Below are 23,301 nucleotides of genomic sequence, written 5' to 3'. Positions count from 1 at the left end.
AACTCTCCTTAATTAGTCGCGGTCATCTCACCCGGCAGCGCGGCGCTTGCCGTCTGGGCTGCCCCGCCCTGCGGCGCAGACTGAAGCGGATGCGCGTCAAAGTATTTACGCAGACCGTTATAAATCGCTTCAGCAATTTGCTGCTGATAGCTGTCGCTTCCCAGTAAACGCTCTTCACCGTGATTACTGATAAAACCCGTCTCTACCAGAATCGACGGAATATCCGGTGAACGCAGGACACCGAGGCTCGCATGTTCCGGACGACGCTTATGCAGCGATCCGACGCTTTGCAGCTGGTTGAGTACGTTAGTGGCGACATCATACCCGACGCGCTGAGAATGGCCGAACTGTAAATCCAGCACCGCCTGGCTGAGATACGGATCGGCCTGGCTGTTTGCCAGCACATCGCCTGCCCCGCCTAACAGTTCAGACTGCTTCTCGTGCTCTTCAAGCCAGTTCGCCATTTCACTGTTGGCACGACGGTTCGACAGTACCCATACCGACGCGCCGGTGGCGTTACGGTTCGGCGCAGCATCCGCGTGAATCGACACCAGGAAGTTGGCGTTTTGCTTACGCGCCACATCCGAGCGTCCCATCACTGAAATAAAATAATCTCCGTCGCGGGTCATGACCCCTTTAAACATCGGATCGTCATTCAGAAGCGCACGCAGCTTACGGGCAATGGCGATAGTGACGTTTTTCTCCCGCGTGCCGCCCGGGCCAATCGCGCCAGGATCTTGCCCGCCGTGTCCGGCGTCGATGGCGATAATCACTTTGTCGCCACTGACCGGCGTTCGCCGCGCGCTGACCGCCGGACGCGTCACCGTGTTGCTGCTGGTCACGGCGGTAAGTCGGTCATTTTGTGATTTAAACGGATTACGGGCTGGCTCAGACGGCCTTGGGGTATAAACCGGCGCTTCTACGCGTTTTGCTACCACAGGTGCAGGCGGTGGCGGCGGCGGAACATCAGCATTAATGGTAAAAACCACCGTATAACTGGCGCCGTTTTGCTGCTTAACCGCCTTCGTTTTGCCCTTTTCGGTGAGATCGACCACCAGACGCAGAGACTGCGCATCCTTCGGCGTCCCCGAACGGATGCTTTTCACCAGATTGTTGCCGCTGAACTGGAGCGGCAGCCCCTGGATCACCCCGGACTGTTTAATATCGAGCGCCACGCTGCGGCTGTCGATTTGTGAGAAAGCATATTCAGGATCGCCCATAAAGCTGAAGGTAATGCGGGCCTGGCTATCGCCATTCGACACCTGAATATCCGAGAGGCTGGCCGCACCGGCCTGCGCGCACAGCAGAACCGTGGCTGCCAAAATCCAACCTTTAACGCGATTAATCATCCCGTTATCCCTACGCTCAACCGGCTAAACGCGCCAGTAAGGAACAGCCTGATGAGGAAACCGCACTGATGCGCGCCTCACGCCCTTGTGCCTGATAATCCAAGTGAATTTCGACATCCGGGTCAGGCAGCACACCCGCACCTTGTTGCGGCCACTCCACCAGGCAAATGGCGTCGTTGGCAAAGTAATCGCGGATCCCCATAAATTCCAGCTCCTCAGGATCCGCAAGACGATATAAATCAAAGTGGTACACCATGATATTTTCAAGCGTGTACGGTTCTACTAGCGTATAAGTCGGGCTTTTTACGTTCCCGTTATGGCCTAACGCCTGCAAAAAACCACGGCTGAAGGTTGTTTTACCCGCGCCTAAATCACCATACAGATAAATGACGGTCGCCCCCTGACAGGCCTGCGCCACGCGCTTGCCGAGATCTAAAGTGGCTTGTTCATCAGGTAAAGGAATCGCTCGATTAGTCATTTTCTACGTCAATCACATCCGGGTTAACAACACGCCGCAGCGTGCAAAAAAGATCGGTGGCCAGCATACCGCGCGTTCCGTAACGAGCAGCCAGCCTGTCAGCCGCCGCACCGTGGGCCACGCAGCCAGCACAGGCTGCATCATAAAGGGGAAGTTTCTGTCCGAGCAATGCGCCAATGATGCCAGAGAGCACATCACCCATGCCGCCGCTCGCCATGCCTGCATTACCGGCATCAACGATGCCCATCGCATCATCGCTGGCGATAACGGTCCCCGCCCCTTTCAAAACGGCAACACCTCCGTAACGTTTTACCAGACGTTGGGCTGAAAGTAAGCGATCGCTTTCAATTTCTGCCACGCTACAGTTAAGCAGCCGTGCGGCTTCGCCGGGGTGTGGCGTCAGAATGCGATTGTGACGCTTATCCGGGTTTATTGCCAGAAGGTTAAGCGCGTCGGCATCCCAGAGCATCGGCTTACGAAAATTCTCGGCCTTTTGCAGGGCCTGTTTACCCCACTCCTGCTGACCCAGGCCCGGACCAATGACTACCACGTCCGCCCACTCAAGACCCTCTTCAATCGCCTGTGGGGCAAGCTCGTGGACCATCAGCTCCGGCCGCGCGGTAATAATCGGCGGAATGTTTTCGCTGCGGGTCAGCACGCGTACTAATCCGGCACCGCTGCGCAACGCGGCCTCTCCTGTCATGCGAATCGCACCTGCCGTGCCATGATCGCCACCGATAATCAGCAGCCGGCCATGATCACCCTTATGGGATGTGGGGCGGCGCGGAGGCAGCCACTGAGCAAGCAGGGAGGCATCAAAGCGGGTGATGTGGGTATCCTGTCCAGCCAGCCAGTTTTCCAGCCCCAGTGCGTTGTGATGTAACGTCCCCACGACATCCCGCGCTTTACCGGTAAGCAAACCCGGCTTCAGGGCGATAAAGGTCACGGTGTGCGCAGCCTCAATCGACACGCCCGGCGTCGCGCCGGTTTGCGCCATCAGGCCGGAGGGAATATCCAGCGCCACCACCGGGGCGGGGTGCGCATTAGCGTGGGTAATCAGCGCGGCGACGTCATCGCGAGGCGCGCGCATCAGCCCCGTCCCCAGCAGACCATCAACAATCACGTCGACATCCTCGGGCCAGATAATATCAGGCGCATGAATAATGCCCCCCGCATTCAGCCAGGCCTCTCTCGCCATGCCAGCCTCTTCCGGTAGCGGCTTGTCGCTCTCCAGCGCCAGCAGGGTGACGCGCAGCCCCGCCGCCACCGCAAGACGAGCCACCACATAGCCATCGCCACCGTTATTGCCGTGCCCGCACAGAATCAGGTAGTGCGAGGCATCCGGATAAGCCGTGCGCGCCACGTTAAACGCCGCCTCGCCCGCGCGCTGCATCAGTTCATAAAGGGTAACGCCGAGGCTGTCTGCGGCCTCTTTTTCGGCCCGACGGAGGTCATCCGCATGCCAGATGGAATGTGGTATACTTGCGGGGTTTTTCTTCACAGTATGGTCCGTCATGTCACAGCCCCTCGATCTCAATGAATTAGCGCAGAAAATAAAACAGTGGGGTGCTGAACTGGGCTTCCAGAAGGTCGGTATTACCGATACCGACCTCTCTGCCAGCGAGCCTAAGCTACAGGCATGGCTGGATAAACAATACCACGGCGAGATGGAGTGGATGGCGCGCCACGGTATGATGCGTGCCCGCCCCCACGAGCTGTTGCCGGGTACGCTGCGCGTCATTAGCGTACGCATGAACTATCTGCCCGCTAACGCGGCCTTTGCGCGCACGCTAAAAAATCCTTCGCTGGGTTACGTCAGCCGATACGCTCTGGGACGTGATTACCATAAACTTCTGCGCAACCGTCTAAAAAAGCTCGGGGAAACCATTCAGCAGCACTGTGTTTCGCTGAATTTTAGACCCTTTGTCGATTCTGCGCCTATTCTTGAGCGCCCGATCGCCGAAAAAGCCGGGCTTGGCTGGACAGGTAAGCACTCACTTATCTTAAGCCGCGACGCGGGCTCATTCTTTTTCCTGGGTGAACTGTTGATTGATTTACCCCTGCCGGTAGACGGTCCGGTGGAAGAAGGGTGTGGCCGCTGCGTGGCCTGTATGACCATCTGCCCAACGGGCGCTATCGTTGAACCCTATACCGTTGATGCGCGCCGCTGTATCTCTTATCTCACCATCGAGCTGGAAGGTGCTATTCCAGAGGAATTTCGTCCGCTTATTGGCAACCGCATCTACGGCTGTGATGACTGCCAGCTGATTTGTCCGTGGAACCGCTATTCACAGTTGACGGACGAAGAAGACTTCAGTCCCCGCAAGGCGTTACATGCCCCGCAGCTGATCGAACTGTTCGCCTGGAGCGAAGCCTGGTTCCTGAAGGTGACGGAAGGTTCCGCCATACGTCGTATCGGCCACCTGCGCTGGCTGCGTAATGTGGCTGTTGCGCTGGGTAATGCCCCATGGGATGAAGCCAATCTTCAGGCGCTTGAAAGCCGCAGAGGTGAGCACCCACTTCTTGATGAGCACATAGAATGGGCGATTGCGCAGCAAATTGAGAAGCGAAATGCCGGCGTGGTTGAAGTGCAGTTACCGAAGAAACAGCGCCTGGTCAGGGTGATTGAAAAAGGGCTGCCACGGGATGTGTGATATATTCACAGGCTGTGAATAAAAATAAGAATTCAGGCGCAATAAGGTTTAGCAAACAGGTCAAGTGATCTCAATAACATTTTGAAATCAAATTTTCTTCATAGATTACAGTTAATTACGAAGATATTATTCACCCTGCTAACATTTTGCACAACTGGGATTTATCACAGTTTCTGTGGATAACTCTGTTTACAAGAGTGTTTCAGATACAATAGAAAACGTCCCCAACGAAGCATTTCGCTGTGGATAATTTAGGAAAGAAGAAGAATTTGGAGCGGGAAACGAGACTCGAACTCGCGACCCCGACCTTGGCAAGGTCGTGCTCTACCAACTGAGCTATTCCCGCTTGGGTATTCTGGTGCTGTGCGTATCTTGCGATACTTTCAAATTTTGGAGCGGGAAACGAGACTCGAACTCGCGACCCCGACCTTGGCAAGGTCGTGCTCTACCAACTGAGCTATTCCCGCTTGGGTGTTCTGGTGCTGGCGTATCTTGCGATACTTTTCAAATTTTGGAGCGGGAAACGAGACTCGAACTCGCGACCCCGACCTTGGCAAGGTCGTGCTCTACCAACTGAGCTATTCCCGCAAATCTGTACTGCTTTTGTTGCTGTCGTAACGTGTAATTCTCTGTCGTTACGGGAGGCGCATTATACGAGAAATCCGTTTAGCTGCAACCCCCCTCAAAGCGATTTTTTTGAAATTCAGTTCAAGTGCTTATTTAATCGGCAAGCTGAACAATTTAGCGACAAAAACCCGGCCACGCAAGGCGCCGGATCGCAAAATCAAAGCTTAATAAAGTTTTCGCGATAGTACGCCAGCTCCGCAACAGACTCACGGATGTCGTCCATTGCCTGGTGCGTCCCCTGCTTTGTGAAGCCGTCGAGAATTTCCGGTTTCCAGCGGCGGGCCAGCTCTTTTAAGGTGCTCACATCCAGATAGCGGTAGTGGAAGTAGGACTCCAGCTCCGGCATGTACTTAAACAGGAAACGACGATCCTGACCAATGCTGTTGCCACAGATAGGCGATTTTCCTGCCGGCACCCACTGCTTCAGAAACTCAATCGTCGCCAGCTCCGCTTCGCGGTCGCCCAGAGTGCTGGCCTTCACGCGTTCCACCAGCCCGCTGCCAGTATGGGTACGCACGTTCCACTCATCCATCAGCGCAAGCTGGTCATCGGACTGGTGCACGGCAATCGTTGGGCCTTCCGCCAGAATATTGAGGTTGGCATCGGTGACCAGTGTGGCGATCTCAATAATGCGATCGCGCTCGGGATCCAGGCCGGTCATCTCCAGATCGATCCAAATCAGGTTGTTTTCGTCCGCGCTCATGTTATTTTCCACCCTTCTCGCTTAACCGGCAGTAGCAGGTTAACTAGTATTAATTAGAGTGTATCATAGAGGTTTTGCCCGCTATGGGCGACCAGGAGCCAGCGCGATTGAGTAAAAATAAACTCTCCAAAGGGCAGCAGCGCCGCGTGAATGCAAATCACCAGCGCCGTCTTAAAACCACTACGGAGAAGCCCGATTACGACGACAACCTGTTTGGCGAAGCGACGGAAGGCGTGGTGATTAGCCGCTTCGGTATGCATGCCGATGTCGAGTCTGCCGACGGGGACATCCACCGTTGCAATATCCGTCGCACCATCCGTTCCCTGGTGACCGGTGACCGCGTGGTCTGGCGTCCAGGCAAAGCGGCTGCGGAAGGGGTAACGGTTAAAGGTATCGTTGAAGCCGTGCATGAACGCACGTCGGTTCTGACCCGTCCTGATTTCTACGACGGCGTAAAGCCCATTGCCGCCAATATCAACCAGATCGTGATCGTTTCGGCGATTTTACCCGAACTTTCGCTCAACATTATTGACCGTTATCTGGTGGCCTGCGAAACGCTACAGGTTGAGCCGCTCATCGTGCTGAATAAAATCGATCTGCTGGATGACGAGGCCATGGCCTTTGTGAATGAGCAGATGGATATCTATCGCAATATTGGTTATCGCGTTTTGATGGTTTCCAGCCGCACCAAAGATGGCCTGAAGCCGTTAGAAGATGCGCTGACCGACCGCATCAGTATCTTTGCAGGGCAGTCTGGCGTGGGTAAATCGAGCCTGCTTAACAACCTGCTCGGCCTTCAGCAAGAAATCCTGACCAACGATGTGTCGGACGTCTCCGGGCTGGGCCAGCACACCACCACCGCCTCACGTCTCTATCACTTCCCGCACGGCGGCGATGTGATTGACTCCCCGGGTGTGCGTGAATTTGGTCTCTGGCATCTCGAGCCGGAACAAATCTTTAACGGATTTGTCGAATTCCATGACTATATAGGCGCTTGCAAATACCGCGACTGTAAACATGACAACGATCCGGGCTGCGCCATCCGCGAAGCGGTGGAGAACGGTGAAATAGCGGAAACCCGTTTCGAAAATTACCATCGTATTCTCGAAAGCATGGACCAGGTAAAAACGCGTAAAAACTTTTCTGATTCTGATAACTGACAACTAAGCTAAGCGTCGCTAAAATCGTCCCCTTTTTTCAGGTTCCGGCAGCGTACTGCCGGATCAGGAACGACAAAACAATGGCCTGGAGGCTACCTTGTTAAACTCATTTAAACTTTCGCTTCAATACATTCTGCCTAAACTGTGGCTCACTCGCCTGGCGGGCTGGGGCGCGAGCAAACGAGCGGGCTGGCTGACCAAACTGGTCATCGACCTGTTCGTGAAATACTACAAGGTCGACATGAAAGAAGCGCAGAAGCCGGATACGGCAAGCTACCGCACCTTCAACGAATTTTTTGTGCGTCCGCTGCGCGACGAAGTGCGCCCGCTGAATACCGACCCGAACGTGCTGGTGATGCCTGCTGACGGCGTGATCAGCCAGCTGGGTAAAATTGAAGACGACAAAATTTTGCAGGCGAAAGGCCATAACTACAGCCTGGAAGCGCTGCTGGCCGGTAACTACATAATGGCGGATCTGTTCCGCAACGGGACTTTCGCGACCACCTATCTCTCCCCACGCGACTACCACCGCGTTCATATGCCGTGTAACGGCATCCTGCGCGAGATGATCTACGTGCCGGGGGATCTGTTCTCTGTAAACCACCTGACGGCGCAAAATGTCCCTAACCTGTTTGCCCGTAACGAGCGCGTCATCTGCCTGTTTGATACTGAATTTGGCCCAATGGCGCAGATTCTGGTAGGTGCTACCATTGTGGGCAGCATCGAAACCGTCTGGGCGGGCACCATTACGCCACCACGCGAAGGCGTGATCAAGCGCTGGACCTGGCCTGCCGGGGAAGAAGAAGGTTCTGTGGCCCTGCTGAAAGGTCAGGAGATGGGCCGCTTCAAGCTGGGCTCAACGGTAATCAACCTGTTCGCACCGGGCAAAGTTAACCTGGTCGACGAGCTGGAAAGCCTGTCCGTGACCAAACTCGGCCAGCCTCTGGCAGTATCGACGGAGGTCTTTGCAACGCCAGACGTTGCGCCAGCCCCGTTGCCGGAAGAAGAGATCAAAGCCGAGCACGATGCCAGCCCGCTGGTTGACGGCAAAAAAGACGAAGGTTAACAACAGAAGGATCGCTGACGTGCGCCCGATTATCGTATTACTGATGGCCTGGTGCCTCAGCATGGGGGCGTACGCAGCGACGGCCCCCGACGCCAAACAGATAACCCAGGAGCTGGAGCAGGCAAAAGCGGCGAAACCCGCTCAGCCGGAGGCCGTTGAGTCGCTCCAGTCTGCACTGAACGCACTTGAGGAACGAAAGGGTTCTCTTGAGCGCGCCCAGCAATATCAGCAGGTTATCGACAACTTCCCCAAACTCTCTCAAACCCTGCGCTCGCAGTTAAACAGCCTGCGTGATGAACCACGCCAGGTACCCGCAGGGATGACGTCCGAGGCGCTGAATCAGGAGATCCTGCAAGTCAGCAGCCAGCTGCTGGAAAAAAGCCGTCTGGCACAGCAGGAGCAGGAACGGGCGCGTGAAATTGCCGACTCTCTCAGTCAGCTTCCACAGCAGCAAACCGATGCCCGCCGTCAGTTAAATGAGGTGGAACGCCGCATTGGGACGCAGACCGGCAACACCCCGCAGAATCAGGCCCAAAATCTTGGGCTACAGGCCGAATCCGCCAGACTTAAAGCACTGGTTGATGAACTGGAGCTGGCACAGCTTTCTGCTAACAACCGCCAGGAGCTGTCGCGGATGCGTTCGGAACTGGCGCAGAAGCAGAGCGAACAGCTGGATGCGTATCTCCAGGCGCTGAGAAATCAACTCAACAGCCAGCGTCAGCGTGAAGCTGAACGTGCGCTGGAAAGCACCGAGTTGTTGGCCGAAAACAGCGCTAACCTGCCCGACAGCATCGTCGCCCAGTTTAAGGTTAACCGCGAGCTTTCTGCCGCGCTGAATCAGCAGGCGCAGCGCATGGATTTGGTGGCCTCGCAGCAGCGTCAGGCCACTAATCAAACCCTCCAGGTTCGTCAGGCTCTCAACACGCTGCGTGAACAGTCCCAGTGGCTTGGCTCGTCTAACCTGTTGGGCGAAGCGTTACGCGCACAGGTGGCTCGTCTGCCAGAGATGCCAAAACCGCAGCAGCTTGATACGGAGATGGCGCAGCTGCGCGTTCAGCGTCTTCATTATGAAGACCTTCTTAATAAGCAGCCACAAATCCGCCAGATCCGTCAGGCTGACGGACAGCCGCTCACCGGCGAGCAAAGCCGTATTCTGGAAGCGCAGCTGCGCACCCAACGCGAACTGCTCAATTCCCTGTTGCAGGGGGGCGATACGCTGATCCTCGAACTCACCAAGCTGAAAGTCTCAAACAGCCAGCTGGAGGACGCGCTGAAAGAGGTCAACGAAGCCACGCACCGTTACCTGTTCTGGACCTCCGACGTGCGGCCGATGACCTTCGCCTGGCCGATCGAGATCGTGCAGGATCTGCGCCGCCTCATTTCGCTGGACACCTTCAGCCAGCTGGGTCTCGCCAGCGTGATGATGCTCACCAGTAAGGAGACCATCTTCCCGCTGCTGGGGGCACTGATTCTGGTGGGTTTCAGTATTTATTCCCGTCGCCACTTCACCCGTTTCCTTGAGCGCTCCAGCGCCCGTGTGGGGAAAGTGACACAGGATCACTTCTGGCTGACGCTGCGTACAGTGTTCTGGTCAATTCTGGTCGCGTCTCCGCTGCCGGTGCTGTGGATGACGCTCGGATACGGCCTGCGTGAAGCCTGGCCCTATCCGCTTGCCGTCGCAATTGGCGATGGCGTGACCGCCACCGTTCCGCTGCTGTGGGTGGTGATGATTTGCGCCACGTTTGCGCGGCCAAATGGTCTGTTCATCGCTCACTTTGGCTGGCCGCGTAATCGCGTGGCGCGGGCGATGCGCTATTACCTGATGAGCATCGGGCTGATTGTGCCGCTAATTATGGCGCTGATCATGTTCGATAATCTCAATGACCGGGAGTTCTCCGGCTCGCTGGGACGGCTGTGCTTTATGCTGATCTGCGGGGCATTAGCGGTAGTGACGCTCAGCCTGAAGCGCGCCGGGATCCCGCTTTATCTCGACAAGTCCGGCAGTGGCGATAACATGTTTAACCGTCTGCTGTGGAACCTGCTGCTTAGCGCGCCGCTGGCGGCGATGCTGGCGGCGGCTGTCGGTTATCTCGCCACATCGCAAGCGCTGCTCGCACGACTGGAAACGTCAGTAGCTATCTGGTTCCTGCTGCTGGTGGTCTACCATGTTATTCGCCGCGGCATGCTGATCCAGCGTCGTCGTCTGGCGTTTGACCGTGCCAAACATCGTCGCGCAGAAATACTGGCCCAGCGCGCGCGGGGTGAGGAAGAGCCGAACCACGTCAACAGCACCGAAGGGACTTCAGACGCCGATGACGTCGAACTGGATCTCGATGCGATCAGTACCCAGTCCCTGCGGCTGGTACGCTCAATTCTGATGCTGGTTGCCCTGCTGTCGGTGATCTTCCTGTGGTCGGAAATCCACTCTGCGTTTGGCTTCCTGGAGAACATCTCTTTGTGGGATGTGACGTCGACGGTGCAGGGGGTCGAAAGCCTGGAGCCCATCACCTTAGGGGCCGTGCTGATTGCGATTCTGGTACTCATTATCACCACGCAGCTGATCCGTAACTTCCCTGCCCTGCTGGAGCTGGCGCTGTTGCAGCATCTGGATTTAACCCCCGGCACAGGCTATGCGATCACCACCATTACCAAGTATTTAATCATGCTGTTTGGTGGGCTGGTTGGCTTCTCGATGATTGGTATCGAATGGTCAAAACTGCAATGGCTGGTTGCCGCCCTGACCGTAGGCCTGGGCTTTGGTTTACAGGAGATCTTTGCCAACTTCGTCTCGGGTCTGATCATTCTGTTTGAAAAGCCGATTCGAATTGGCGATACGGTGACCATCCGCGATCTGACCGGCAGCGTCACCAGGATCAACACCCGCGCCACCACCATCAGCGACTGGGACCGTAAAGAGATCATCGTCCCGAACAAAGCGTTTATCACCGAGCAGTTTATCAACTGGTCGCTGTCTGACTCCGTCACGCGTGTGGTGCTGACCGTACCCGCTCCGTCGGATGCCAACAGCGAAGAGGTGACGCAGATCCTGTATACGGCTGCTGAACGCTGTTCGCTGGTAATCGACAACCCGCCGCCGGAAGTCTTCCTGGTTGATTTGCAGCAGGGGATCCAGATTTTCGAGCTGCGTATCTACGCCGCCGAGATGGGACACCGTATGCCGCTGCGCCATGAGATCCACCAGCTGATCCTGGCTGGCTTCCGCGAGCACGGAATTGATATGCCGTTCCCACCTTTCCAGATGCGTCTGGAAACGCTGGACGGACGTAAGACGGGAAGAACGTTGACGTCTGCGGCGCGTTCGCGCCCGGCGGGAAGTTTATAATCCATTTCCCCCTCCCTTCCGGGAGGGGTTTTTTCATCCGCTATGCCACTTCTGCCACGCAGGTCATCATGCGGCGGCGGTAGTTCTCATAAATCCCCATTGCCAGCAGCGAGAAGAAGATCGGTCCGCCAACCATCCACAGCGTGCTGCTCCAGTCATTTGCCTCAACCACGGGCTGAATGACGGTAAAGATGTTGGCGAACGCGACGACCAGCACCACAACAGTGGTCGCCAGCAGCGTCGCCATGCGGGTTTTGAAGATCACAAACGGTCGCTCCAGATCCCGCTTCGCCTTAAAGAACGGGAACGCCAGCGCCAGGAATAGGTACGGAAGCGTCATCGATACGTTTGCCATCAGGGTCAGCTTGTTATAGAACGCCGACGCGGTATCGCCGCCGAAGGACACCAGCAGAATGAACACGCACACCAGCATGCACTGCATCCACATCGCGTTGGCAGGCATACCGGCAGCGTTCAGCTGCGTCATACGTGCAGGCCACAGCGCCTTTGGCGTCCCCTGAATAATCGCTTTCAGCGGCGAGTAGATCAGCGTGAAGAACGCGCCAGTATAGGCGAGGAACATCGACAAACCGGTAATCCGCGCAAACCAGATCCCCAGGGTGGCCGACGTTTCCGGCGCGAGATCCATGGCGTTGCCCAGCGTCACCCCCAGGCTTTTCATCAACACGTAGGTAATGTTGCCGAGGTTGGTGGTGTTATTGCTCAGTACCTGCTGCCAGTTGGTGCTGACGCCCCAGAGGAAAATCGCCAGCGAGTAGCCAATGGAAATGACGATGGCGGCAAAGATAATGCCTTTGGCGAAGTTCTTTTCCGGGTTTTCGGTTTTATCGACCAGCCCGCCCACGGCTTCAATTCCACCGTAAGCAAAGATGGCAAACACCACGAAGGAGAGCATGGCCAGCCCGGACTGGTAACCCGGATTAGGCGATGAAACGAAGTTGACTTCCTGTGCGAAATGCCCGCCGTTCAGGCACAGAATAGCGATGCTGACCAGCAGCAGCACCAGGTTCAGGCACATCACGGAAATTCCGCCAACGGCAGTGATACGGGCAATTTTGTTGATGCCTTTCGAGGCCACCCGCGTGACAACCACCATCCAGCACACCGCCAGAATACCGACCACCTGTGTGGAACTCAGCCCCGCCAGAGACCAGACCTGCGTTTTATCCGCACCGAAGAGAAACGTTGAGAACGGCACCCAGACCTTGGCCGCCGTGCTGACCATCCAGACGACATAGGATGAAAACCACATGAACGTACCGATAAACGCATAACGCGGACCGACGCTGTTGTTCATCCACGAATAGATGCCGCCTTCTTCTTTCCTGTACGCCGACCCCATCTCCGCCATCATTAGCGCAAACGGAATAAAGAAGAACAGCGCGGAAACGATATAAAACGGCGTCGCGCTGTAGCCCATCAGATAAAACGCGGACGGGCTATTGGCAAAGCCAAAAACTGACGTAAAAATCATCAGGATGAGCCCGGTAAGGGTCATTTTTTTGAGTGCGTGAGACATATAACCATCCGAAACGGAATTAAACTGCGCGGATGGTAGCAGATGACCAGACAAATATTGTGGCTATCCGAGTCAAATTAAGAAAAAGACCCGTGCATAGAGAAGATAGTAGTTTTTAATGTGGCAGAGTTAAATGACCGAGTAGACCGGGTAAGCGACAGCCCCACCCGGCAATTCTTTATGCGCGATCGACCGTAAAGGCAATCACATCGCCCAGTTGTTCTGCGCCCAGCGCCAGCATGACCAGGCGATCCACACCCAGCGCCACGCCGGAGCAGTCCGGCAGACCGGCTTTAAGCGCTTCCAGCAGGTTGGTGTCAATCGGCTGCTGCGGCAGACCGCGCGCGTTGCGCTTGCGGTTATCCTGCTCGAAACGCTGTTGCTGTTCGCGCGCGTCGGTCAGCTCATGGAAACCGTTCGCCAGCTCGATGCCTTTAAAGTACACCTCAAAGCGCTCCGCCACGCGGTGATCTTCGGTGCTGATCTGCGCCAGTGAAGCCTGGCTGGCCGGGAAGTGATAGACAAACGTCGGACGATCTTTGCCAATCTGCGGTTCAACACCAAAGGTGAACAGCAGTTGCAGCAGCGTGTCGCGATCCTCTTCGTTATCCGCCACGTTGCTCAGATCCAGTTTTGCCGCCACTTCACGCAGCTGTGTTTTATCAGCCGACAGCGGATCAATTTCCAGATGACGCTGGAAGGCCTGCTGATAGGAGAGCGTTTCAGCTTCCGCACAATCCAGCACCTGTTGGAGCAGATCGTCGACTTCGTTCATCAGACGATACATGTCGTAGTGCGGGCGGTACCACTCCAGCATAGTGAATTCCGGATTATGGTGTCGGCCCATCTCTTCATTACGGAAGCTACGGCACAGCTGATAGACCGGACCACACCCGGCCGCCAGCAGACGCTTCATATGGTATTCCGGGCTGGTCATCAGATACAGATTCATGCCCTGAGAGTGGCCTGGGCCAACAAAACGGGTTTCAAACGGGACCAGATGAATATCCGTGACCGTCGCCTGACTCATGCACGGCGTTTCCACCTCCAGGACGCCGCGATCCGCAAAGAAGCGGCGGATCTCCGCCATAATTGCTGCGCGCTTTAGCAGGTTTGGAATGGATGCGCTCGGCTGCCAGGTGGCCGTTTCGCTCATGAGTTATTTCTCCGTTTTCAGACAAGGGCACGAAGTCTACTCGCAAGCCGGGGCAGAGACAAATTTTGCACAGTAAAAGCCCCTTTTCATTGCACAGAGAAATACTGTGACGCCATTCATTAATCACGATGATAAATCACCGCACAGAACAGCAAAAAAATCGAACACGTCAAATTTCCCTCACTTCTACGCGGTTATACTGTTTTACCCATAAAGGAGCAGTGGAATCGCTTCCGCAATCGTCCGTTCGGGCAGGTGAACGTCCTTTAGCTCATCACGTTGCGGGAAAACCAAAATCTGGAGGAATGTCGTGCAAACTTTTCAAGCCGATCTTGCCGTAATAGGCGCTGGCGGGGCTGGATTACGCGCTGCAATTGCTGCGGCACAAGCCAATCCGAACGCCAAAATCGCATTGATTTCAAAAGTCTATCCGATGCGCAGCCACACGGTAGCCGCAGAAGGAGGATCCGCCGCCGTCGCGCAGGATCATGACAGCTTCGAATACCATTTCCACGACACGGTTGCAGGGGGCGACTGGCTTTGCGAACAGGATGTCGTTGATTACTTCGTGCACCATTGCCCAACGGAAATGACCCAGCTGGAACAGTGGGGATGTCCATGGAGCCGCCGTCCGGACGGGAGCGTCAACGTCCGCCGCTTCGGTGGCATGAAGATCGAACGCACCTGGTTTGCTGCCGATAAGACCGGCTTCCACATGCTGCACACCCTGTTCCAGACCTCCCTCCAGTTCCCACAAATCCAGCGCTTTGACGAACATTTCGTTCTCGACATTCTGGTCGACGACGGTCATGCGCACGGACTGGTAGCAATGAACATGATGGAAGGCACGCTCGTCCAGATCCGCGCTAAGGCGGTGGTGATGGCAACGGGCGGTGCGGGCCGCGTATACCGCTACAACACCAACGGCGGCATCGTCACCGGTGACGGTATGGGCATGGCGCTCAGCCACGGCGTCCCGCTGCGTGATATGGAGTTCGTCCAGTATCACCCAACCGGCCTGCCGGGCTCCGGTATTCTGATGACGGAAGGCTGCCGCGGCGAAGGCGGTATTCTGGTCAACAAAAACGGCTATCGCTATTTGCAGGATTACGGCATGGGTCCGGAAACCCCGCTTGGCGAGCCGAAAAACAAATACATGGAACTCGGCCCACGCGACAAAGTCTCTCAGGCTTTCTGGCATGAGTGGCGCAAAGGCAACACTATCTCAACGCCGCGCGGCGACGTGGTACATCTCGACCTGCGTCATCTCGGCGAGAAGAAACTGCTGGAGCGTCTGCCGTTTATCTGCGAGCTGGCAAAAGCCTATGTGGGCGTCGACCCGGTGAAAGAGCCGATCCCGGTGCGTCCAACCGCGCACTACACCATGGGCGGTATCGAAACCGACCAGCAGTGCGAAACCCGCATCAAAGGGCTGTTTGCGGTGGGTGAGTGTTCCTCCGTCGGTCTGCACGGCGCAAACCGTCTGGGCTCGAACTCGCTGGCTGAGCTGGTGGTCTTTGGTCGCATGGCGGGCGAACGCGCGATGGAGCGTGCCGCAACGGCAGATGAAGCTAACAGCGCGGCGCTGGATGCGCAGGTTGCAGACATCGAAAAACGCCTGAAAGGCCTGGTGAACCAGGAAGGTAACGAAAACTGGTCGAAGATCCGCGACGAAATGGGGCTGTCGATGGAAGAAGGCTGCGGGATCTACCGTACGCCAGAGCTGATGCAGAAAACCGTCGACAAGCTGGCAGAACTCCAGGAACGCTTCAAGCGCGTGCGCATCACCGACACCTCCAGCGTCTTCAATACCGACCTGCTCTATACCATTGAACTGGGCCACGGCCTGAACGTCGCAGAGTGTATGGCCCATTCCGCCCTGGCGCGTAAAGAGTCCCGCGGCGCACACCAGCGCCTGGATGAGGGCTGCACCGAACGTGACGACGTCAATTTCCTTAAACATACTCTCGCCTGGCGCGATGCGGATGGTACCACCCGGCTGGACTACAGCGACGTGAAAATCACTACGCTGCCACCGGCGAAACGCGTGTACGGTGCAGAAGCAGAAGCCGCCGATAAGAAGGAGAAGGCGAATGGCTGAGATGCAAAAACTGAAAGTTGAAGTGGTGCGCTACAACCCGGAAGTGGACGCCGCGCCGCACAGCGCTTTCTATGAAGTCCCTTACGACGAGCAAACCTCCCTGCTGGATGCGCTCGGCTATATCAAAGATAACCTGGCCCCGGACCTGAGCTACCGCTGGTCCTGCCGCATGGCAATCTGCGGCTCCTGCGGCATGATGGTCAACAAAGTGCCGAAGCTGGCGTGTAAAACTTTCCTGCGTGATTACACCAAGGGCATCAAGGTTGAAGCGCTGGGCAACTTCCCGATTGAGCGCGATCTGGTGGTCGACATGACCCACTTTATCGAAAGCCTCGAAGCGATTAAGCCGTACATCATCGGCAACCCGCGCACGCCGGATCAGGGGCCAAACACCCAGACGCCCGCGCAGATGGCGAAATACCATCAGTTTTCCGGCTGCATCAACTGCGGCCTGTGCTACGCCGCCTGTCCACAGTTTGGCCTGAACCCTGAGTTTATCGGCCCGGCCGCCATTACCCTGGCGCACCGCTATAACGAGGACAGCCGCGACCACGGCAAAAAAGAACGTATGGCACAGCTTAACGGCCAGAACGGGGTCTGGACCTGCACGTTTGTCGGTTACTGCTCCGAAGTCTGTCCGAAGCATGTCGACCCGGCCGCCGCTATTCAGCAGGGAAAAGTGGAAAGTTCGAAAGACTTTCTTATCGCTACCCTGAAACCACGCTAAGGAGTGCATGATGACGACTAAACGCAAAGCCTACGTGCGACCAATGCCGTCCACCTGGTGGAAAAAACTGCCGTTTTATCGCTTCTATATGCTGCGTGAAGGCACGGCTGTTCCCGCGGTCTGGTTCAGCTTCGAACTGATGTACGGGGTGTATGCCCTCAAGCACGGCCCGGAAGCCTGGGCCAGTTTTGTGGGTTTCCTGCAAAACCCAATCATCGTGGTTCTGAATCTGATTGTGCTCGCAGCCGCGCTACTGCATACCAAAACCTGGTTTGAACTGGCGCCAAAAGCAGCGAACATCATTGTAAAAGGCGAAAAAATGGGGCCAGAGCCGGTTATTAAAGGGCTCTGGGCAGTGACGGCCGTTGTCTCTGTGGTCATTCTGTTTGTCGCACTGTTCTGGTAAGGAGACTACTGTGATCAATCCAAATCCAAAACGTTCAGATGAGCCGGTCTTCTGGGGGCTGTTTGGCGCAGGCGGCATGTGGAGCGCCATTATTGCCCCGGTCATTATCCTGCTGGTCGGTATTATGCTGCCGCTGGGGCTGTTTCCGGGCGATGCGCTGAGCTATGAGCGCGTACTGGCCTTTGCGAGCAGCTTTATTGGCCGGGTGTTCATCTTCCTGATGATCGTCCTGCCGCTGTGGTGTGGTCTGCACCGTATCCACCATGCGATGCACGATCTGAAAATCCATGTGCCAAGCGGTAAATGGGTCTTCTACGGTCTGGCAACCATTCTGACGGTCGTCACGTTGATTGCCGTGGTCACCATCTGACTGAACAGGCCCGCCATCCGGCGGGCTTTTTACTTTTTCATCTTCTCCACCAGCCACCGGGAAAATTCGCGCATGGCAGGCGTTTCTGCCCGGGACTGCAATCGGGTCAGCCAGTAACTGCCGAGTTCAATCTGCGTTGCAAAGGGCTGCACAATGCGCTCGCTGGCTAACAGATGGGTAAACATATCGACAGGCGCAATGGCAATACCTACCCCTGCCTGAGCGGCCTCCAGCATGGTCACGGACGAATCAAATACCATCACACGGTGCGTTGGCGAAGGGGGATGTTCGCCGGCCGCCTGCATCCACGCGGTCCACTCGTCGCGTCGGTAGGAGCGCAGCAGCGTAAACCTGAGGATGTCGGCCGGACTGTGCAGACTGGCGGCGATATCGGGCGTACACAGCGGCGCGAGCGGCGCATGACAAAGAAATTCAGCCTCGGTGCCATGCCACGCCCCGCCACCGTAGCGGATCGTATAGTCAAGCCCTTCGGCAGCCGGATCAACGCGGTTGTTATGGGTGGAAAGCTGAAGATCGATGTGCGGATAGCCACGGCGAAAATCGTCCAGCTGTGAGAATAAAACCCCGATGGCAAACGTACCCACCACGCCGATTTTCAGCTTCTCCTGCGCACGATGGTTAGCGAAGCGATCCAGCATTCCGGCTATACGATCGAACGAATCATTCAGTACCGGCAGTAAGTTTTCTCCCTCGGTAGTCAACATCAGCCCGCGCGACACGCGAACGAACAGCTGACAGTTCAGGTGCTGCTCCAGCGTTTTCACATGCTGGCTAATGGCTGAATGGATCACGTTCAGCTCAATGGCCGCATGCGTAAAGCTGAGATGTCTCGCGGCGGCTTCAAAGGCTCGAAGCGAGTTGAGGGGGAGATAGCTTCGCGTCATGGTCTCTTCCGTTAGAAAAATTAACAGCTAATGCTAAATTTAACCGTTTGTCAGGCACAGTCAAATCCAACAGACTACGCCTGTCTGACGGGCCCGGACATCCCCTTGACTCGCTATTACGGAAGATTACTGATGATGAAAAAATCTCTTTGCTGCGCCCTGCTGCTCGGCATCTCTTGCTCTGCTCTCGCCGCGCCAGTGTCAGAAAAACAGCTGGCGGAGGTGGTCGCGAATACGGTTACCCCGCTGATGAAAGCCCAGTCGATTCCAGGCATGGCGGTGGCCGTTATTTATCAGGGTAAACCGCACTATTACACGTTTGGCAAAGCCGATATCGCGGCCAGCAAACCCGTTACGCCTCAGACTCTGTTCGAGCTGGGTTCTATAAGTAAAACCTTCACCGGGGTTTTAGGTGGGGATGCCATTGCTCGCGGTGAAATTTCGCTGGACGATCCGGTGACCAGATACTGGCCACAGCTGACGGGCAAGCAGTGGCAGGGGATTCGTATGCTGGATCTCGCAACCTACACCGCTGGCGGCCTGCCGCTACAGGTACCGGATGAGGTCACGGATAATGCCGCCCTGCTGCGCTTTTATCAAAACTGGCAGCCGCAGTGGAAGCCTGGCACAACGCGTCTTTACGCCAACGCCAGTATCGGTCTTTTTGGCGCGCTGGCGGTCAAACCTTCCGGCATGCCCTTTGAGCAGGCCATGACGACGCGGGTCCTTAAGCCGCTCAAGCTGGACCATACCTGGATTAACGTTCCGAAAGCGGAAGAGGCGCATTACGCCTGGGGATATCGTGACGGTAAAGCGGTGCGCGTTTCGCCGGGAATGCTGGATGCACAAGCCTATGGCATGAAAACCAACGTGCAGGATATGGCGAACTGGGTCATGGCAAATATGGCGCCGGAGAACGTTGCTGATGCCTCACTTAAGCAGGGCATCTCGCTGGCGCAGTCGCGCTACTGGCGTATCGGGTCAATGTATCAGGGTCTGGGCTGGGAGATGCTCAACTGGCCCGTGGAGGCCAACACGGTGATCGAGGGCAGCGACAGTAAGGTGGCGCTGGCACCGCTGCCCGTGGCAGAAGTGAATCCACCGGCTCCCCCGGTCAAAGCGTCCTGGGTCCATAAAACGGGCTCTACTGGCGGGTTTGGCAGCTACGTGGCCTTTATTCCTGAAAAGCAGATCGGTATTGTGATGCTCGCGAATAAAAGCTATCCGAACCCGGCACGCGTTGAGGCGGCATACCATATCCTCGACGCGCTACAGTAAAACATTGCGGGTGGCGCTGCGGTATGAACCGGAAACATGGGTAACACTTTAGACCGGATACATGGGTAACAGTTATAACTGGCATAGAAGAGGAGACTCGCTATGCCCTGGACTGAGACGCGACCTATGCAACGCCTTGATTTCATCCGTGCCTGCCATGCAGGTACGGATTCTTTTTCTGCCCTCTGCCGTCTCTTCGGCATCAGTCGAAAAACCGGTTACAAATGGCTTCAGCGTTTTGACCCCTCTGACCTGTCATCTCTCTCTGACCGGTCGCGTGCTCCGCACTCCCACTCCCGGACAGTTCCTGATGATATCGCCGGGCAGCTTACGGCCCTGAGGCAAAAACACCCTGACTGGGGCCCCAAAAAACTGCGGATGTGGCTGCTCAATCATCACGTCGATTTTACCGTCCCCGCTGCCAGTACTATCGGCGATATCCTCAAGCGTGAAGGCCTGGTTCCGGATAAAAAGCGAAAACGCAGAACCCCGGGCAATCGCCAGCCCCTGACCATCATCAGTGAGAACAATCAGGTCTGGAGCGCTGATTTTAAAGGCAAGTTCAGGCTGCTGAGCCGGAAATACTGTCATCCCTTCACCCTCACCGACAATCACAGCCGGTATCTTCTGAGCTGCCGGGGAGCAGACCGGGAGAGCGAGCCCTTCGTCAGGCAGTGCCTGACGGATGCGTTCCTGGAGTACGGTCTGCCGGAAGTCCTGAGAACGGATAATGGTCAGCCTTTCGCAGGAACAGGTATCGCCGGGTTAAGTCGCCTTGCAGTCTGGCTGATAAAGCTGGGCATCAGACCGGAACGCATCAGAAAGGGGCATCCGGAAGAAAACGGCCGTCATGAGCGAATGCATCGTTCGCTGAAAAGTGCAGTAAAACAGGGCAACATATTTATGACGATGGAAGAACAACAGCGGTGGTTCAGTGGCTACCGGGAAGAGTTTAACTATGAAAGGCCACATGAAGCCCTGGCGGGTGCAACGCCCGGAACGGTATGGCAACCCTCAGGCCGGCACTGGGATGGCAGGGTTCCTGAATATGCTTATCCGGAAGGAGGTACGGTCTACAGGGTGAAATCAAGGGGGACACTCTATATGGGGAAAAAGGGGACGGTGTTCCTGAGTGAAGCGCTGACTGATGAGTACATCATGCTGGAAGAACAAGATGATGGCCTGGAGGCCATCATCTTTAATGGAATAACGCTTGCGTACTACGACCGAAAAACCCAGAGTGTGCTCCGGATAGACTGAAAAGTGTTACCTATGTTCCCGGTCTGATCTGTTACCTATGTATCCGGTCATACACTGCGCTTACCCGGCCTACACAACGCATGAACTTTGTAGGCCGGGTAAGGCGAAGCCGCCACCCGGCAAAACACCCTGCACAATCTCCCGCATTTTCCCTGCTGTCATCTACACTTAACAAAAAACAGTAAGGAAACTCCTATGCGCATTCTGCCTGTTATTGCCGCAGTAACAGCCGCGTTTTTAGTGGTTGCTTGCAGTTCCCCTACTCCTCCGCCTGGCGTCACGGTAGTCAGTAATTTCGACGCACAGCGCTTCCTCGGCACCTGGTATGAAATCGCCCGACTGGACCATCAGTTCGAACGGGGCTTAGAAAAAGTCACGATCAGCTACAGCGCGATGGATGACGGCGGGATCCGGGTCATTAACCGCGGCTATAACCCGGATCGCCAGATGTGGCAGCAGTCAGTTGGTCAGGCCTATTTCACCGGCGCATCTAACCGCGCGGCCATGAAAGCCTCTTTCATCGGCCCATACTACGGCGGGTATAACGTCATTGCGCTGGACAGAGAGTACCGCCACGCGCTGGTCTGTGGGCCGGATCGCAACTATCTGTGGCTCCTCTCACGCACGCCAACGATCTCGGCGGAAATGAAACAGCAGATGCTGGACATAGCGACCCGGCAAGGGTTTGATGTGACGAAGTTAATCTGGGTAAAACAGCCGCATTAGTGCGTACTGAGTTTTAACCCGATGATACCCGCGACAATCAACGCGAGGCTGGCGATGCGCGCCAGACTCGCAGACTCCCCCAGCAGCAGAATGCCGGTAATGGCAGCCCCTACCGCGCCAATTCCCGTCCAGACAGCGTAAGCTGTGCCGACGGGTAAGGTTCGCATCGCCCATGACAGCATGACGATACTGACAATCATTGCGGCGATAGTGATGACGCTGGGCGTCAGGCGGGTAAAACCGTGGGTGTATTTCAGACCAATTGCCCATACCACTTCGAGCAAACCAGCAATAACAAGAACGATCCAGGACATTTCAGGCTCCTTAACTTAAAGACAAGTTGGGGCCGTCCCCGATGAGTGAAGCGCTTACGGGTCGTCCCGCAAGGCAGAAGTTGCGCCTTATATTTTGGTTAGCGTGGAATTTTTTTTCAAACTTTTTCTGCTGAACACCTTAAAGCAAGAAATAGCCTCAGTAAGGCACGTAGTTCAGGCATTTATGACTCATCCGACTTCTCTATGATGATAGGCTTTCTGATGGCAGGAAGCCAAACCACTAGCCGACTGCGAAAATTTTATGTTCAAAATTCTTTTGATTGACCGTTGTCACTTCACCCGCGCGGGATTTGAAGCCTGGGTCAATCATTCAGACCTGTTTTCGGGTCATTTCGTCGTAACCGGGGTAAATAATCTTTTCCTCGCCAGAGAGCATATCCTGCAATGGAAACCTGCGCTGGTCATCGCTGATTTATCTGGCTTCCGGCAGGATTTACACCATTTTCAGCAGCTTTCCTCCCTGCTAATTGCCAGCGAAACACTGCCTTTTATTATGCTGCAATCAGGGCAGGAGCAGGAGATGACTGATTATCTGGCGCAGTTCCCGATATGGTCTTCGCTCTCCAAAAATACCGATCTGGAAGCACTGGCGGCGGTGATAAACGACGCGCTAACGTCATGCGCGAGCGCGGAGCTACCGAAAATGGCGGCACCGTTGCTGACGCGTCAGGAAGAAAGAGTTCTGACCTTGTGGATGGATGGTGCGAGCAACCAGAAAATTGCCAGCAATCTTCGCATTAACGGAAAAACGGTATACACGTACAAACGCAATATCCGCATGAAGCTGCATATGGATACGCGCTACTCGCCGTTTTTATCGCTACAGGAAGTGGAGAATTGACGGTACGGTGTAAGAACTTGCCGTACCGTCGCTTACATTAGTTCTGAGCTTTAGTTGCTGCGCCAGAAATCGCGCTACCACCGTCGGAGATATCTTCCCCTACGCCACGGGTGGTGTTACATGCAGTCAGTACCGAAGAAAGCACCAGAACAGAAAAGATCGCTGCAATTGTTTTCTTAACCATAATATCTTCCTTTTATAGCCAAAGTTATTTTGTGTATAGCAACTTAAGAATAGACAAAATCTTGCCGTTTGACGGAAAAGGAAGAATTTTTA

General features: G+C 55.6%; 21 protein-coding genes and 3 tRNA genes. 12 read left to right on the top strand and 12 right to left on the bottom strand.

Going from position 1 to position 23,301, the window contains the following annotated elements; all coding sequences use genetic code 11:
• Positions 1-8 precede the first annotated feature (8 nt).
• Genes amiB through nnr form a run of 3 tightly spaced genes read right to left on the bottom strand, consistent with a single transcriptional unit; the run spans position 9 to position 3,343 of the window.
• The gene (gene amiB, locus L3069_RS02085; protein WP_022646817.1) at positions 9-1,349 is read right to left on the bottom strand and encodes an N-acetylmuramoyl-L-alanine amidase AmiB; all 1,341 of its coding nucleotides are present in this window, start codon (positions 1,347-1,349) and stop codon (positions 9-11) included.
• 16 nt (positions 1,350-1,365) lie between these two features.
• Positions 1,366-1,827 (bottom strand): tRNA (adenosine(37)-N6)-threonylcarbamoyltransferase complex ATPase subunit type 1 TsaE, encoded by a 462-nt coding sequence (gene tsaE / locus L3069_RS02080; protein WP_003855970.1) that lies wholly within the window; start codon positions 1,825-1,827, stop codon positions 1,366-1,368.
• Positions 1,820-3,343, bottom strand: coding sequence for a bifunctional ADP-dependent NAD(P)H-hydrate dehydratase/NAD(P)H-hydrate epimerase (nnr, locus tag L3069_RS02075; protein ID WP_038415132.1), 1,524 nt, complete (start codon positions 3,341-3,343; stop codon positions 1,820-1,822). The genes tsaE and nnr overlap by 8 nt, the downstream gene beginning before the upstream one ends.
• On the opposite strand from nnr, the gene queG reads away from it, so the two are divergent.
• On the top strand, positions 3,342-4,481 hold the full coding sequence (gene queG, locus L3069_RS02070; RefSeq protein ID WP_015572463.1) for a tRNA epoxyqueuosine(34) reductase QueG: 1,140 nt from the start codon (positions 3,342-3,344) through the stop codon (positions 4,479-4,481). The two genes, nnr and queG, sit on opposite strands and share 2 nt — an antisense overlap.
• 270 nt (positions 4,482-4,751) lie before the next feature.
• Here queG and L3069_RS02065 read toward each other — a convergent pair.
• The 4 genes from L3069_RS02065 to orn form a co-directional block, all read right to left on the bottom strand.
• A tRNA-Gly gene (locus L3069_RS02065) sits at positions 4,752-4,827 on the bottom strand.
• A 45-nt stretch (positions 4,828-4,872) separates the two neighbouring features.
• A tRNA-Gly gene (locus tag L3069_RS02060) sits at positions 4,873-4,948 on the bottom strand.
• 45 nt (positions 4,949-4,993) lie between these two features.
• Positions 4,994-5,069, bottom strand: a tRNA-Gly gene (locus tag L3069_RS02055).
• 196 nt (positions 5,070-5,265) lie between these two features.
• Positions 5,266-5,811 (bottom strand): oligoribonuclease, encoded by a 546-nt coding sequence (orn, locus tag L3069_RS02050; protein ID WP_038415130.1) that lies wholly within the window; start codon positions 5,809-5,811, stop codon positions 5,266-5,268.
• Positions 5,812-5,918: 107 nt separating this feature from the next.
• Here orn and rsgA point away from each other — a divergent pair, with 107 nt between their 5' ends.
• The 3 genes from rsgA (at position 5,919) to mscM (ending at position 11,380) form a co-directional block, all read left to right on the top strand.
• Complete coding sequence (gene rsgA / locus L3069_RS02045; RefSeq protein ID WP_072202591.1) at positions 5,919-6,971, top strand: small ribosomal subunit biogenesis GTPase RsgA; 1,053 nt, start codon at positions 5,919-5,921, stop codon at positions 6,969-6,971.
• A 97-nt stretch (positions 6,972-7,068) separates the two neighbouring features.
• Positions 7,069-8,037, top strand: a complete 969-nt coding sequence (gene asd, locus L3069_RS02040) for an archaetidylserine decarboxylase (RefSeq protein ID WP_038415128.1) — start codon at positions 7,069-7,071, stop codon at positions 8,035-8,037.
• A gap of 19 nt (positions 8,038-8,056) precedes the next feature.
• Positions 8,057-11,380 carry a miniconductance mechanosensitive channel MscM gene (gene mscM / locus L3069_RS02035; protein WP_022646812.1) on the top strand — a complete coding sequence of 1,108 codons (3,324 nt, stop codon included), beginning with the start codon at positions 8,057-8,059 and terminating at the stop codon, positions 11,378-11,380.
• A gap of 40 nt (positions 11,381-11,420) precedes the next feature.
• Here the strand turns inward: mscM and yjeM are convergent, their stop codons facing one another.
• Positions 11,421-12,920, bottom strand: a complete 1,500-nt coding sequence (gene yjeM / locus L3069_RS02030; RefSeq protein WP_038415127.1) for a glutamate/gamma-aminobutyrate family transporter YjeM — start codon at positions 12,918-12,920, stop codon at positions 11,421-11,423.
• Between the two features lie 178 nt (positions 12,921-13,098).
• On the bottom strand, positions 13,099-14,076 hold the full coding sequence (gene epmA / locus L3069_RS02025) for an elongation factor P--(R)-beta-lysine ligase (RefSeq protein WP_003855960.1): 978 nt from the start codon (positions 14,074-14,076) through the stop codon (positions 13,099-13,101).
• A gap of 310 nt (positions 14,077-14,386) precedes the next feature.
• Here epmA and frdA point away from each other — a divergent pair, with 310 nt between their 5' ends.
• Genes frdA through frdD form a run of 4 tightly spaced genes read left to right on the top strand, consistent with a single transcriptional unit; the run spans position 14,387 to position 17,680 of the window.
• Positions 14,387-16,177 carry a fumarate reductase (quinol) flavoprotein subunit gene (frdA, locus tag L3069_RS02020; RefSeq protein ID WP_038415125.1) on the top strand — a complete coding sequence of 597 codons (1,791 nt, stop codon included), beginning with the start codon at positions 14,387-14,389 and terminating at the stop codon, positions 16,175-16,177.
• Positions 16,170-16,904, top strand: coding sequence for a succinate dehydrogenase/fumarate reductase iron-sulfur subunit (locus L3069_RS02015; protein WP_022646809.1), 735 nt, complete (start codon positions 16,170-16,172; stop codon positions 16,902-16,904). Before frdA ends, L3069_RS02015 begins: the two co-directional genes overlap by 8 nt.
• A 10-nt stretch (positions 16,905-16,914) precedes the next feature.
• Positions 16,915-17,310: a fumarate reductase subunit FrdC gene (frdC, locus tag L3069_RS02010; protein ID WP_038415124.1), complete on the top strand. Its 396-nt coding sequence runs from the start codon at positions 16,915-16,917 to the stop codon at positions 17,308-17,310.
• A 10-nt stretch (positions 17,311-17,320) separates the two neighbouring features.
• Positions 17,321-17,680, top strand: coding sequence for a fumarate reductase subunit FrdD (frdD, locus tag L3069_RS02005; RefSeq protein WP_000609653.1), 360 nt, complete (start codon positions 17,321-17,323; stop codon positions 17,678-17,680).
• Between the two features lie 29 nt (positions 17,681-17,709).
• Here the strand turns inward: frdD and ampR are convergent, their stop codons facing one another.
• Positions 17,710-18,585 (bottom strand): LysR family transcriptional regulator AmpR, encoded by an 876-nt coding sequence (ampR, locus tag L3069_RS02000; protein ID WP_236901900.1) that lies wholly within the window; start codon positions 18,583-18,585, stop codon positions 17,710-17,712.
• Positions 18,586-18,717: 132 nt separating this feature from the next.
• On the opposite strand from ampR, the gene blaACT reads away from it, so the two are divergent.
• The 3 genes from blaACT to L3069_RS01985 all read left to right on the top strand — a co-directional run bounded on the left by blaACT (position 18,718) and on the right by L3069_RS01985 (position 21,849).
• On the top strand, positions 18,718-19,863 hold the full coding sequence (gene blaACT, locus L3069_RS01995; protein ID WP_038415120.1) for an ACT family cephalosporin-hydrolyzing class C beta-lactamase: 1,146 nt from the start codon (positions 18,718-18,720) through the stop codon (positions 19,861-19,863).
• Positions 19,864-19,965: 102 nt separating this feature from the next.
• A complete protein-coding gene (locus L3069_RS01990) occupies positions 19,966-21,123 on the top strand; it encodes a DDE-type integrase/transposase/recombinase (protein ID WP_023305267.1) in 1,158 nt (385 codons plus the stop codon).
• A 195-nt stretch (positions 21,124-21,318) separates the two neighbouring features.
• Entirely contained in the window at positions 21,319-21,849 is a 531-nt protein-coding gene (locus tag L3069_RS01985; protein ID WP_038415117.1) for a lipocalin family protein, read from the top strand.
• On the opposite strand, the gene sugE is transcribed toward L3069_RS01985, so the two are convergent.
• Positions 21,846-22,163: a quaternary ammonium compound efflux SMR transporter SugE gene (sugE, locus tag L3069_RS01980; protein ID WP_015572453.1), complete on the bottom strand. Its 318-nt coding sequence runs from the start codon at positions 22,161-22,163 to the stop codon at positions 21,846-21,848. The genes L3069_RS01985 and sugE overlap by 4 nt on opposite strands.
• 262 nt (positions 22,164-22,425) lie before the next feature.
• Here sugE and L3069_RS01975 point away from each other — a divergent pair, with 262 nt between their 5' ends.
• Complete coding sequence (locus L3069_RS01975) at positions 22,426-23,025, top strand: LuxR C-terminal-related transcriptional regulator (RefSeq protein ID WP_023299123.1); 600 nt, start codon at positions 22,426-22,428, stop codon at positions 23,023-23,025.
• A gap of 37 nt (positions 23,026-23,062) precedes the next feature.
• On the opposite strand, the gene ecnB is transcribed toward L3069_RS01975, so the two are convergent.
• On the bottom strand, positions 23,063-23,209 hold the full coding sequence (ecnB, locus tag L3069_RS01970) for a lipoprotein toxin entericidin B (RefSeq protein ID WP_006178941.1): 147 nt from the start codon (positions 23,207-23,209) through the stop codon (positions 23,063-23,065).
• Positions 23,210-23,301: the final 92 nt, after the last annotated feature.

Source organism: Enterobacter cloacae complex sp. ECL411 (assembly GCF_021869665.1).
In the GTDB taxonomy this organism is placed as follows: domain Bacteria; phylum Pseudomonadota; class Gammaproteobacteria; order Enterobacterales; family Enterobacteriaceae; genus Enterobacter; species Enterobacter intestinihominis.
The sequence above is the reverse complement of the archived record's forward strand: the minus strand, read 5'-3'. Positions and strand labels throughout refer to the sequence as shown.